Annotated in this window: 9 protein-coding genes; 5 read left to right on the top strand and 4 right to left on the bottom strand. The window is 65.1% G+C overall.

Annotation, left to right across the window (positions count from 1 at the left end; translation table 11 throughout):
• Nucleotides 1–41: 41 nt before the first annotated feature.
• Nucleotides 42–590: an outer membrane protein assembly factor BamE gene (bamE, locus tag QTN24_RS02680; RefSeq protein WP_124683441.1), complete on the top strand. Its 549-nt coding sequence runs from the start codon at nucleotides 42–44 to the stop codon at nucleotides 588–590.
• Nucleotides 591–624: 34 nt separating this feature from the next.
• Here the strand turns inward: bamE and QTN24_RS02675 are convergent, their stop codons facing one another.
• The 3 genes from QTN24_RS02675 to QTN24_RS02665 form a co-directional block, all read right to left on the bottom strand.
• Nucleotides 625–2,784 (bottom strand): hypothetical protein, encoded by a 2,160-nt coding sequence (locus QTN24_RS02675; RefSeq protein ID WP_313835225.1) that lies wholly within the window; start codon nucleotides 2,782–2,784, stop codon nucleotides 625–627.
• A 289-nt stretch (nucleotides 2,785–3,073) separates the two neighbouring features.
• The gene (gene metG, locus QTN24_RS02670; RefSeq protein ID WP_313835224.1) at nucleotides 3,074–5,143 is read right to left on the bottom strand and encodes a methionine--tRNA ligase; all 2,070 of its coding nucleotides are present in this window, start codon (nucleotides 5,141–5,143) and stop codon (nucleotides 3,074–3,076) included.
• A gap of 306 nt (nucleotides 5,144–5,449) precedes the next feature.
• On the bottom strand, nucleotides 5,450–6,085 hold the full coding sequence (locus QTN24_RS02665) for an OmpA family protein (protein WP_124683444.1): 636 nt from the start codon (nucleotides 6,083–6,085) through the stop codon (nucleotides 5,450–5,452).
• A 380-nt stretch (nucleotides 6,086–6,465) separates the two neighbouring features.
• On the opposite strand from QTN24_RS02665, the gene apbC reads away from it, so the two are divergent.
• From apbC to QTN24_RS02645, 4 genes are all read left to right on the top strand, one after another.
• Nucleotides 6,466–7,554, top strand: coding sequence for an iron-sulfur cluster carrier protein ApbC (apbC, locus tag QTN24_RS02660; RefSeq protein ID WP_313835223.1), 1,089 nt, complete (start codon nucleotides 6,466–6,468; stop codon nucleotides 7,552–7,554).
• A gap of 133 nt (nucleotides 7,555–7,687) precedes the next feature.
• The gene (locus tag QTN24_RS02655; protein WP_313835222.1) at nucleotides 7,688–8,263 is read left to right on the top strand and encodes a superoxide dismutase family protein; all 576 of its coding nucleotides are present in this window, start codon (nucleotides 7,688–7,690) and stop codon (nucleotides 8,261–8,263) included.
• A gap of 150 nt (nucleotides 8,264–8,413) precedes the next feature.
• Nucleotides 8,414–8,980 (top strand): dCTP deaminase, encoded by a 567-nt coding sequence (gene dcd / locus QTN24_RS02650; protein WP_124683447.1) that lies wholly within the window; start codon nucleotides 8,414–8,416, stop codon nucleotides 8,978–8,980.
• 175 nt (nucleotides 8,981–9,155) lie between these two features.
• Nucleotides 9,156–11,420, top strand: coding sequence for an arginine/lysine/ornithine decarboxylase (locus QTN24_RS02645; RefSeq protein WP_124683448.1), 2,265 nt, complete (start codon nucleotides 9,156–9,158; stop codon nucleotides 11,418–11,420).
• 83 nt (nucleotides 11,421–11,503) lie between these two features.
• Here QTN24_RS02645 and QTN24_RS02640 read toward each other — a convergent pair whose 3' ends face one another.
• Entirely contained in the window at nucleotides 11,504–13,228 is a 1,725-nt protein-coding gene (locus tag QTN24_RS02640) for a TRAP transporter large permease subunit (protein ID WP_313835221.1), read from the bottom strand.

Below are 13,228 nucleotides of genomic sequence, written 5' to 3'. Positions count from 1 at the left end.
TGAAACCTTTCTACCGCGCGTCGCGCAGACGCCTAGCCGCCATGGGACTGATAGCCAGCCTGCTCGCCCTGTTCGGGTGCGACCAGCAGAAGGTGGATGAAGCGATGAAGAAGGCGCGCGACGTGGCCACCGACACGTGGAACAGCGTCAAGCCGGACAGCCAGTTGTTCAAGGGCATCGAGATCGGCAAATCGACCGAGGACGACGTGCGGCGCCAGGCCGGCAAGCCCGAGATCGTCTGGGAAGAGCCGGACGGCGGCCGCCGGCTCGAATACCCGCGCGGGCCCGAAGGCACGTCGACGTGGATGGTCACGACCAACCCCGACGGCACCGTGCGCGCCATCGAACAGGCGCTGACGGCCGCGAACTTCGCCAGGGTGCGGCCCGGGATGACCAAAGACCAGATTCGCCGCCTGCTGGGCAAGCCGACCAAGGTGGAGGCGTTCCGGCTGAAGCAGGAAGAGGTCTGGGGCTACCGCTGGATGGAAACCCCGACCGACCGTGCGTTTTTCAACGTTCATTTCAACCCTGATGGCACGGTCGGCACGACGTCGCGGAGCGACGATCCGTCGAAGATGGGCGGCGGCTAGTCAGCCCAGGCGTCCGCGCATCTTCAGGTCCCGCCTAGAGTTCATCGGAGAAGCGGAATCCAACGCGGGCAATCTCCGCGGATGGCGCGGTTGCCACATTGGTATTGACGATGCGTACGCCACGCTGCCGGGCGTAGTCCAGGAAGGCCGCAAGCGCGAATCCACCGGCGCCACGCAACGCACCCTCACGGTACGGCAACTGGACATTCGACGGCATGCTCACGGCAGACCCGATATCAGCGCTGGTCCCGTCACCGAAAAAATAACCGCGCAGTACCGCCACGACCTGGCCGCGGAACGATACGGCTACGACGACGATGTTGGGACGGGGTCCGATCGCCATACGCTGCTGCAAGCTACGGCTCAGGGACACGCCCATTTGCAGGAGTCGCGCATAGCTGCTGTCTCCGCCGGTGCTTGCGGCAGCCGCGGCGGCCCGGTAGTCGGTTTCCCATTGCGCAAGGGCTGTGCTGATTTCTCCCAGTCGCTGGGTATCAGTGCTGACGAGAATTTCCGAGGAGAATGCGTCTTGCGTTTCTACCCACTGGCCATTCGACCATAGGCGCGGCGGTCGAGAGGCGGGCGGGCGATAGTCGCGCATGTCGAGCGTGTACCGGCCCAAGGCAGCCGATGCGGCCTGCGTGACGTTTGCAAAGCGGGTACTTGGGCCAGGCCCTGGCGGCATGGCGGCACGCGCCGCAGCGTACTGGGCGGTGATGTTCTCGAAATCCATCGAGCCATACGTCGAGTATTGATACAGAACGTTGGCTTCGTGGAAGCTTTGCCTGATCTGCTCTAACTCGGTGACGCGGGCCATGACGGCCGATGCCAGGCGCTCTGCGCTGCGCTCGTCGTTGGTGGGGTAACCAGCGCGACCTGTACGGCGGATGTTATCGATAATGGTCCAGAAATCCTGCTGGTTCCAGTATTCGCTGAACGCTGCCTGGTAAAGCGTGATAATGGCTGCCGTCTGGAAACCGCAATCGACTTGGTCATCAACGCCACGACGCTCGCGCGATCGGATGACCGCAGCCAGCGACTTGTCGCAGACGCGCGCGGCCGCGTGAATCGCCATGGGGTTCTGCCCGATGCCGATAATTTCATCGAGCAGCGCGGTAGTGCCGGCATTTTTATGAACGGCAGGAAATGCGGCTGATTCGTTTGCTTTTTCCCCGGCGATGAGTGTCAGGTTATTCTCGGGTTTATCCCGGTCGTCAGCGTAGAAACTATCGGCACTGGGCGTCGAACAGTTTCCGGAAAAGAGATTGATGACAGCCAGTATGGGAGTGTTCCAGCAATGGGTGCCTCTGCGGACGCGCCGGCTGGTAGGCTGGTCCTCGACGGCGAACGAGGCGGCGGTCAGCGATAGCGTGCCCAGCGAACGTCCTGGTACCACGGTGTTGTGAATGGCCAATGTCGAATTGGCCCCCATTTGCAGCGATCTGGTAATGATCGGCGTGGCATTCAGATACCGTCGGTTCTTGTCTGTCAGGAAGACTTGTGTCGAGATGAAGTTTCGCCCATCCGTGGCGAAGGCGACGACCCCGTATGCGGCAGATGGCGCGACCTGGATGGTGCTCAGGCGGGTCACGGAGCGTGGGAGCGATGGCATGGTCTCGATGGTGGCGCTGGAGCCATCGAACCTGACGCTCATGCCAAACGTCTGGACTGTGAATGGGCGGTCGCGGCGCAATTCGAATGCCAGACTCACATGTCCGGCCTTGGATTGGGTCCAGTATTTCTCGAACTGGGTTTGCAGGTCATAGGCGTTCCCAAGAAGGATCTGGCAATTCTTGGTGCAGTCTGGCTGCAGCCGGGAAACCTGGAGCGATCGGGTCAAGTCATTCATGCCGATGCGGGCCAGAACCGGGTAGTCAAGGTCGCGGTCTGTGCCTAACCCTCGGCCATCGCCAAGTTGTTCGGTGAACAGCAAGGCTTTCAAGCCGCGCGGCACCCGAACCGAGGAAATCTTCCGGTCGATCCACGGGGGGAGTACATCGTGGAGTTTGCCCGGTCCCACGCAGAATCGCTCGCCTTGGAACCCTGCGTGCTCGTAGAAGCAGACCTTAAGATCGGGCCCAACCTGGGCTTGCGCAGGACTGGGTAGTAACAAGGGCATGAACAATGCGACTGCGATTGAGATGACCCGGGCAAGCACACAGGTATCCAACCAGCGGTGAATCACTTTTGGCATGCTGAACTCCTTGGCGTATGCGGCATACGGAGGTGTATGCCGGATCCACGCTAGAAACTGCGCACGCGCTCGTGAATAGCCGCTTTACGAAATTGAACGCCCCTGCGTGACGAACCGTCGATCTGTTGATGGCGGCAGGCTTGCGCCCAGGCTTTGGGACGAACGGGAGGGAAGATGCGCCCGGTAGGAGCGCTGGCGAATGGTCCGGGCAGATTCTCGGACGCGCGGTTCAGGCTATGCATGGCCAGTGGCCGGTCCCGGCCACTGGCGGCAGTCACAACGAAGGGTGTCAGCGGATCCGCATCCCCGGCACCGCACCGCTGTGCGGTTCCAGGATGTACAGGCCCGGGTTGGCCTTCTCGTCGGCGGCGGAGGCGGCCAGGACCATGCCTTCGGACATGCCGAACTTCATCTTGCGCGGCGCCAGGTTGGCCACCACCACGGTCAGCTTGCCCACCAGCTGCTCGGGCGTGTAGGCCGACTGGATGCCCGAGAACACGTTGCGCGTCTTGCCTTCGCCCACGTCCAGCGTCAACTGCAGCAGCTTGTTCGATCCTTCCACCTTCTGGCAGGCGACGATCTTGGCCACGCGCAGGTCAATCCTGGCGAAGTCGTCGATCGTGATCGTGTCGGCGATCGGCTCGATGGCTGCGCCGGCGGCGTCCGGGGCGCCGGCCGGGTTGGCGGCCTGCAGCGATTCCTTGTTGGCGGCCAGCAGCGCCTCGATCTGCTTGGCGTCGACGCGGGTCATCAGGTGCTGGTAGGGCTGGATCGGACGGTCGGCCGACAGTTGGCGGTCGATGGCGCGCCAGTCGAGCGGCTCGACGTTCAGGAACGCCTCCACGCCGGCGGCCACGGTGGGCACCACGGGCTTCAGGAACACCGTCAGCAGGCGGAACGCTTCCAGCGAGACCGAGCAGGCGGCGTGCAGCGCGTCGCGCTTGGCCTCGTCCTTGGCCAGTTCCCACGGCTTGTTGGTGTCGACGAACGCGTTGACGGCGTCGGTCAGCTCCATCACCAGGCGCAGCGCCTTGCTGTACTCGCGGCCCTCGTAGTACGCGGCCACCTGCGGCGCGGCCTGACGAAGCTGTTCCAGCAGCGGGTTGGCCAGTGCGGCTTCGTCGACCTTGCCGTCGAAGCGCTTGACCAGGAAACCGGCCGCCCGGCTGGCGATGTTCACGTACTTGCCGATCAGGTCGCTGTTCACGCGCGCGACAAAGTCGTCCAGATTCAGGTCCAGGTCTTCCATGCTCGCGTTGAGCTTGGCGGCGAAGTAGTAACGCAGCCATTCCGGGTTCATGCCGGTGTCGATGTAGCTCTGCGCTGTGATGAACGTGCCGCGCGACTTGCTCATCTTGGCGCCATCCACGGTCAGGAAGCCGTGCGCAAAGACGTTGGTCGGCGTGCGGTAGCCCGAGAACTTCAGCATCGCGGGCCAGAACAGCGTGTGGAAGTACAGGATGTCCTTGCCGATGAAGTGGTACTGCTCGGCCGTGGAGTGCGGGCCCACCCAGGCGTCGAAGTCGATGCCGCGCCGGGCCGCCAGGTTCTTGAAGCTGGCGTAGTAGCCGATCGGGGCGTCGAGCCAGACGTAGAAATACTTGCCCGGGGCGCCCGGGATCTCGAAGCCGAAGTAGGGGGCGTCGCGCGAGATGTCCCAGTCGGACAGCGTCGATGCCTCGCCCTCGGCGCCCAGCCACTCCTGCATCTTGTTGCTGGCCTCGGGCTGCGCCAGGTCGGCCACCCATTCGCGCAGGAACGACTCGCAGCGCGGATCGGACAGCTTGAAGAAGAAGTGAGTCGACGACTTGCGCACCGGCGTGGCGCCGGACACCACCGAGTACGGGTTTTTCAGGTCGGTCGGCACGTAGGTTGTGCCGCAAACTTCACATGAATCGCCGTACTGGTCCTTCGCGCCGCATTTCGGGCATTCGCCCTTGATGAAGCGGTCCGGCAGGAACATGTTCTTGACCGGGTCGAAGAACTGCTCGACCTCGCGCTCGGCAATCAGGTCCTGGTCCTTCAACGCCAGGTAGATCTTCTCGCAGAGTTCGCGGTTCTCGTCGGCGTCGGTGCTGTGGTAGTTGTCGAACGACACCAGGAAGCTGTCGAAATCGCGCTTGTGCTCGGTCCAGACGCGGTCGATGAGCTGCTTGGGCGTGATGCCTTCCTTTTCCGCGCGCAGCATGACCGGGGTGCCGTGGGTATCGTCGGCGCCGACGTAGTAGACCTCGTTGCCCATCATGCGCTGGAAGCGCACCCAGATGTCGGTCTGGATGTATTCCACCAGGTGGCCGATGTGGATCTGGCCGTTGGCGTACGGCAGGGCGGAGGTAACAAGGATGCGGCGTGCGGTCATGAAGTGGCCGTTCAGTGGGGATCGGTGCGCGCCCGGCGGCTGCCGGACGAAGGAACCGGCTATTTTAGCAACTGCGACGCCGGATTGCTCGGGATGGCGGCCGGGGCGGCACAATCGGGCCGCCAGGGGCGGGAATCGGGCCAGAACTGGCCGATTCGGCGGCGAACGGCCAAAAAAAAGCGCCGGTTAGTCACCGGCGCAGCTTTCCACAACGGAAAAGGAGGAGAAATCAGGTACCGCCCGGGAGGTCAGCCACCCATCGCGAGCCAGCAACGGTGGCAAGCGGTACCTGAACTCTATGACTGGTCACCCCGAAATTGGTTTCAAGAAAATTTCGACACGGCGATTCTGGGCCCGGCCGGCCTCGGTGCCGTTGTCGGCCACGGGCTGCGTCTGGCCCCGGCCTTCGGCGGTCAGGCGGTTGCGCGAGACGCCGTGGTCACCCAGGTACGACGCCACGCTCTGGGCGCGACGTTGCGAAAGCTGCATGTTGTAGCTCGGGTTGCCGGTGCTGTCGGTATGGCCGACGACGTTGGCCGCCACATCCTGGTGCTGGCTCAGCGTCTGCGACACCTGGTCCAGCACGCTGCGGAACGACGGCTTGATCGTGGCGCTGTCCGTATCGAAGGTCACCTGGCTCGGGATGTTGACCTTGAGCGACCCGTCCGGCTGCTCGGTGATCTGCGTGCCCGTGCCGGCCGTGTCCTTGTTCAGCTTGCCGCGGATGGCGTTCCAGTTGTACCCGGTGGCGCCGCCCAGCGCGCCGCCCACGGCCGCGCCCACCAGCGTGCCGGTGGTGTTGCCGCCGATCAGGTTGCCCAGCCCTGCGCCGACCGCCGCGCCAACGCCGGTACCCACCGCGGTGTTGGTCTGCTGCTCCGTGGCGCAACCCGCAAGGGCGGCCGCCGCGACGATCGAAACGGTGACGAGCTTGAAGTTCATGCTTTCTCCTTCTGAGTTTCCCGTGAAATTTTTGCCAACGGCCTGCCGCATGGTAACGCGGGCCGCGCATCGGCGGCCATCCCGCGACAAGATTCAACATTGCGTATGAAAACGCTCAAGACCCGGGCCGCGCCGACACGTCGGGCGGCCTTGCAGTCAGGCTGGCGGCACTACAATAGGCACATGGCGTGCCAGGCACAAGCCTGAGAATGTGAGAGATGTAAATGTCTGTAATCCCCCACTTAAGCCAAGGTTAAAACGGGGCGATGCCCCGCACGGCGGCCGGACCTGCTACCTTGGCCGCTGTCCCGGCGTGCCGGCATGGCGCGCCTGCCGTACCCATTGAATCCCCACTATTCCAATACAGAGCGGAGTCCGTCTTGACTGCCACCATTGAACAGGTAACCGAAGCCCTGCGTACCGTCATCGATCCCAACACGGGCAAGGACCTTGTCTCCACGCGCGCCGCGCGCAACGTGCGGGTCGACGGCGGCAACGTGTCACTGGAAGTGGAGCTGGGCTACCCGGGCAAGAGCCAGTTCGACCTGATCCGCGGGCTTGTCACCGACGCCGTGCGCAAGCTCGACGGCGTGGCGGCCGTCAACGTGACGGTGTCGATGAAGATCGTGGCCCACGCGGTGCAGCGCGGCGTGAAGCTGCTGCCCGGCGTGCGCAACGTGATTGCCGTGGCGTCCGGCAAGGGCGGGGTGGGCAAGTCCACCACGGCGGTGAACCTGGCGCTGGCGCTGGCCGCCGAGGGCGCCCGCGTGGGCATGCTAGACGCCGACATCTACGGCCCGAGCCTGCCGATGATGCTGGGCATCTCCGGCCGCCCGGAATCGACCGACGGCCAGACCATGATGCCGCTGCAGGGCCACGGCCTGCAGGCCAACTCGATCGGCTTCCTGATCGAGCAGGACAACCCGATGGTGTGGCGCGGCCCGATGGTGACGTCGGCGCTGGAGCAACTGCTGCGCCAGACCAACTGGAACGACCTGGACTACCTGATCGTCGACATGCCGCCGGGCACCGGCGACATCCAGCTCACGCTGTCCCAGAAGGTGCCGGTCACGGGCGCCGTGATCGTGACCACCCCGCAGGACATCGCGCTGCTGGACGCCCGCAAGGGCCTGAAGATGTTCGAAAAGGTGGGCATCCCCATCCTGGGCATCGTCGAGAACATGGCCGTCTACTGCTGCCCGAACTGCGGCCACACCGAGCACATCTTCGGCGCCGGCGGTGCTGAAAAAATGAGCAAGGACTACGACGTGGACGTGCTGGGCAGCCTGCCGCTGAACCTGTCGATCCGCGAGCAGGCCGATTCGGGCCGCCCGACCGTGGTGGCCGACCCCGACGGCCAGATTGCCGCCATCTACCGCGAGATGGCCCGCAAGGTGGCGATCAAGGTGGCCGACAAGGCGCGCGACATGAGCAACAAGTTCCCGAGCATCGTCGTCCAGAACACCTGAGCACCGAGCCGGCCGGGCCAAAATGGGACGCCGTCCGACATTGTCGTGCCGGGCGGCTGTCCTACAATCCACCCGGCAGGGCGTCGCAACCACGCGCATCGATCGCGCTCACAAGCAAGAAGAGGAGGAACGCATGAAACGGGTACTTTTCGGATTGACCATGGGCGCCGCCGCCGTGCTGGCAGCGGGATGCTCGCAGCCGGGCAAGAGCCCGTCCGCCGCGCCGATGGCCGCCACGGCCGCCGCCGCCGCGCCGGGTGCCACGCGCGCCGCGGCGCCGCTGACGCCCAAGAGCGGCACGAACACGTCGGGCCGTGTCACGTTTGACCAGCAGCAAGGCGGGGTGATGGTCGTGGTGGCCGTGACCGGCCTGCCGCCGGGCACCACGCACGGCTTCCATATCCACGAGAAGGGCGACTGCTCGGCGCCGGACGCCATGAGCGCGGGCGGCCACTTCAACCCGGGCGGCAAGCCGCATGGCCAGATGTCGATGGCCGACCACCACGCCGGCGACATGAACAACCTGACCGCCGATTCGGCCGGCAACGCCCGCGCCCAGTTCATGATGTCCGACGTGACGGTGGGCCCCGGCCCGAACAGCGTGATCGGCAAGGCCGTGATCGTCCACAAGGACCCGGACGACTACCGCACCCAGCCCACGGGCAACGCGGGCGGGCGGATCGCGTGCGGGGTCATCGCCGCCTCGTAGCCGGGCATGCCCGCGCGACCCTTCTCCCGCCGCGCGGGGGAGGGGGCCGCCCCGCGGGGGAGACGGGCCATATGGTTGTACAATGCGCCCCAATTCGCGTGCGGCGCCCGGCTGGGCCGGCCCGCCGCCCGTCCACCCTGCCACGTCTATATGAGCATCAAATCCGACAAGTGGATCCGCCGCATGGCGGAGCAGCACGGCATGATCGAACCGTTCGAGCCCGGCCAGGTACGGGAGTCGGCGGGGCGCAAGATCGTTTCCTACGGCACCTCAAGCTACGGCTACGACATCCGGTGCGCCGACGAATTCAAGATCTTCACGAACATCAACAGCACGATCGTCGATCCGAAGAACTTCGACGAGAAGTCGTTCGTCGACTTCAAGGGCGACGTCTGCATCATCCCGCCGAACTCGTTCGCGCTGGCCCGGACGATGGAGTACTTCCGCATCCCGCGCAGCGTGCTGACGATCTGCCTGGGCAAGAGCACCTACGCGCGTTGCGGCATCATCGTCAACGTGACGCCGTTCGAGCCCGAGTGGGAAGGCTACGTGACGCTGGAGTTCTCGAACACCACGCCGCTGCCGGCCAAGATCTACGCGGGCGAGGGCTGCGCGCAGGTGCTGTTCTTCGAGTCCGACGAGGTCTGCGAGACGTCGTACCGCGACCGGGGCGGCAAGTACCAGGGCCAGCACGGGGTGACGCTGCCCAAGACCTGACGGCCTGTCATCTTCCCGGACTAGAATGCCGGCGGCCCGACGCCGCCGGGGGCGCCGCCGGCCATGAACCGGCCCGGCGCCGGACCTGACCCACGAGCCACATGCCGCCGCCGCACAGCAAGGCCGCGGGCCATGTGGCTCAAGTCTTTACAAGCACCTCATCAAGGATTGCCCGATGAAATTCCGCTTCCCCGTCATCATCATCGATGAAGACTTCCGCTCCGAGAACATTTCCGGCTCGGGCATCCGCGCGCTGGCCGAGGCCATCGAGCGCGAGGGCATGGAAGTGATGGGCCTGACCAGCTATGGCGACCTGACGTCGTTCGCGCAGCAAGCCAGCCGGGCATCCACGTTCATTGTGTCGATCGACGACGACGAGTTCGTCCGCGCCGACGACCAGCCCGAGGCCGCCGCGATCGAGAAGCTGCGCGCGTTCGTCAACGAGGTGCGCCGCCGCAACACCGACCTGCCGATCTTCCTGTATGGCGAGACGCGCACTTCGCGTCACATTCCGAACGACATCCTGCGCGAGCTGCACGGCTTCATCCACATGTTCGAGGACACCCCCGAATTCGTGGCGCGCCACATCATCCGCGAGGCCAAGGTCTACCTGGACACGCTGGCCCCGCCGTTCTTCAAGGCGCTGATCGACTACGCGCAGGACAGCTCTTACTCGTGGCACTGCCCGGGCCACTCGGGCGGCGTGGCGTTCCTGAAGAGCCCGGTGGGCCAGGTTTTCCACCAGTTCTTCGGCGAGAACATGCTGCGCGCCGACGTCTGCAACGCCGTGGAGGAACTGGGCCAGCTGCTGGACCATACTGGCCCGGTGGCGGCGTCCGAGCGCAATGCGGCCCGGATCTTCAATTCCGACCACATGTTCTTCGTGACCAACGGCACGTCGACGTCGAACAAGATGGTCTGGCACGCCAACGTGGCGCCGGGCGACATCGTGGTGGTGGACCGCAACTGCCACAAGTCGATCCTGCACGCGATCATGATGACCGGCGCGATCCCGGTGTTCCTGATGCCGACGCGCAACCACTACGGCATCATCGGCCCGATCCCGAAGAGCGAGTTCGACCCGGAGACCATCCGCCGCAAGATCGCCAACCACCCGTTCGCCAGCAAGGCCAAGAACCAGAAGCCGCGCATCCTGACGATCACGCAGGGCACGTACGACGGCGTGCTGTACAACGCCGAGCAGATCAAGGAGATGCTGGCGTCCGAGATCGACACGCTCCATTTCGACGAAGCCTGGCTGCCGCACGCGGCGTTCCACGACTTCTACCGCAACATGCACGCGATTGGCCGCGACCGGCCGCGCAGCAAGGACGCGCTGGTGTTTGCCACGCAGTCCACGCACAAGCTGCTGGCCGGGCTGTCGCAGGCGTCCCAGATCCTGGTGCAGGATTCCGAGTCGCGCAAGCTGGACCGGTACCGCTTCAACGAGGCGTACCTGATGCATACGTCGACCAGCCCGCAGTACTCGATCATCGCCTCGTGCGACGTGGCCGCGGCGATGATGGAAGCGCCGGGCGGCACCGCGCTGGTCGAGGAAAGCATTGCCGAGGCGCTGGACTTCCGCCGTGCCGTGCGCAAGGTCGAGGCCGACTACGACGTGGTCAACAATGGCGACTGGTGGTTCAAGGTCTGGGGCCCGGACTCGCTGTCCGAGGAAGGCATGGCCGAGCGCGACGACTGGCTGCTCAAGGCCAACGAGCGCTGGCACGGCTTTGGCGACCTGGCCGACGGCTTCAACCTGCTGGACCCGATCAAGGCCACGATCATCACCCCGGGGCTGGACGTGGACGGCGAGTTCAGCGAGCGCGGCATCCCGGCGGCCATCGTCACCAAGTACCTGGCCGAGCACGGCATCATCATCGAGAAGACGGGTTTGTACTCGTTCTTCATCATGTTCACGATCGGCATCACCAAGGGCCGCTGGAACTCGCTGGTCACGGAGCTGCAGCAGTTCAAGGACGACTACGACCAGAACCAGCCGCTCTGGCGCGTGCTGCCCGAGTTCGTCGGCAAGTACCCGCAGTACGAGCGGATGGGCCTGCGCGACCTGTGCGACGCGATCCACAGCGTCTACAAGGCCAACGACGTGGCCCGCGTGACCACCGAGATGTACCTGTCGGACATGGAACCGGCGATGAAGCCGTCGGACGCCTGGGCGATGATGGCGCACCGCGAGATCGAGCGCGTGCCCGTGGACGAGCTGGAAGGGCGCGTCACGGCCATCCTGCTGACGCCGTACCCGCCGGGCATCCCGCTGCTGATCCCGGGCGAGCGCTTCAACCGGACGATCGTCCAATACCTGAAGTTCGCCCGCGAGTTCAACAAGCTGTTCCCGGGCTTCGAGACCGACATCCACGGCCTGGTGGAAGACGAGGTCGACGGCCAGAAGGCGTACTTCGTCGATTGCGTGAAGCAGTGACGTAGCGGTTTCGCCAGTTCTGGGCGGACAAAGAAAAAACCCCCGGCCTCGCGGCGCGGGGGTTTTTTGTTCTGGCTGGCGGGTTACTTCGACTTCTCGAACTGGAACTGCGGCGCGGCCGGCTCGCTTTCCTGCGGGGCCGACGGCAGCTCGGGCTGGCCCTTGCCTTCCGCGCCGCCACCCAGCGACGGCGCCTCGGGCGCGGGCCCGGACGGCGTGGCGGGGGCCGGCGCGGACTGCTGCAGGTCGATGCTGAGGTCGCGCGTGATGCTGCGGTCCTGCTTCGGGCCGGTGCCGGTGCTGACGATGCCCGGGAAGGCGATGATCAGGCCCACCATGACAAGCTGGATCACGACGAACGGCACCGCGCCCCAGTAGATGTCGGTGGTCTTCACTTCGCGCGGCGCCACCGAGCGAAGGTAGAACAGCGAGAAACCGAACGGCGGGTGCATGAACGACGTCTGCATGTTCACGGCCAGCAGGACGCCGAACCAGATCAGGTCGATGCCGAGCTTGTCGGCCACCGGGCCCACCAGCGGCACCAGGATGAACGCCAGCTCGAAGAAGTCCAGGAAGAACGCCAGCAGGAAGAACAGCACGTTGACGGCGATCAGGAAGCCGAGCTGGCCGCCGGGCAGCGCGGTCAGCAGGTGCTCCACCCAGATATGGCCGTCCACGCCGTAGAACGTCAGCGAGAACACGCGCGCGCCGATCAGGATGAAGATCACGAACGCCGACAGCTTCAGCGTCGATTCCATCGCCTGCTTGGTCAGACTCAGGTTCAACCGGCCCTTGATCAGCGCCAGGACCAGCGCGCCCAGCGCGCCCATGCCGCCGCCTTCGGTCGGCGTGGCCACGCCGATGAAGATCGTGCCCAGCACCAGGAAGATCAGCGCGAGCGGCGGAATCAGCACAAAGGTGACCTTCTCGGCCATGTGCGACAGCAGGTTCAGCTTCAGGCCCTTGTTGATCACGGCCACCAGGAAGGCGAACGTGATGCCGGCGCCGACGCTGATGACCAGGCGCTCGTCCAGCGGGGCTTCCGGCTTGTAGAGCTTGTCCACGGCAACCGCCACGGCCACCGACAACACGGTCAGCACCAGCACCGACCGGCTGCCGGTCTGCCCGCCGGGCTCACGGAACGTGCGCGCCTCCAGGGGCAGCGCGGGCGCGGCGTTCGGGCGGATCAGCGTCACCAGCAGCACGTAGAGCATGTACAGGCCGGTCAGCACCAGGCCGGGCACGAAGGCGCCCTTGTACATGTCGCCGACCGAGCGGCCAAGCTGGTCGGCCAGCACGATCAGCACCAGCGACGGCGGGATGATCTGCGCCAGCGTGCCCGACGCCGCGATCACGCCCGACGCCAGCCGCTTGTCGTACTTGTACTTCAGCATCAGCGGCAGCGAGATCAGGCCCATCGAGATCACCGACGCGGCCACCACGCCGGTCGTGGCCGCCAGCAGCGCGCCGACGAAGATCACGGCGTAGGCCAGGCCGCCCCGGATGGGGCCGAAGAGCTGGCCGATCGTGTCCAGCAGGTCCTCGGCCATGCCGGAGCGTTCCAGCACCAGTCCCATGAACGTGAAGAACGGAATGGCCAGCAGCGTGTCGTTCTCGATGATGCCGAACAGGCGGCTGGGCAGCGCCTGCAGCAGCTCGGGCGGCAGCATGCCCAGCTCGATCCCGATGAAGGCGAACAGCAGCCCGTTGGCGGCCAGCGCAAACGCGATCGGGAAGCCCGACAGCAGGAATACCACCAGGCTGGCGAACATGATCGGCGCCATGTTCGCGGCGACAAATGACATCAT

Origin of the sequence: Cupriavidus sp. SZY C1, from assembly GCF_032190535.1 — a bacterium.
GTDB classification, from domain to species: domain Bacteria; phylum Pseudomonadota; class Gammaproteobacteria; order Burkholderiales; family Burkholderiaceae; genus Cupriavidus; species Cupriavidus pauculus_C.
This window is presented reverse-complemented; position numbering and strand designations above follow the sequence as displayed.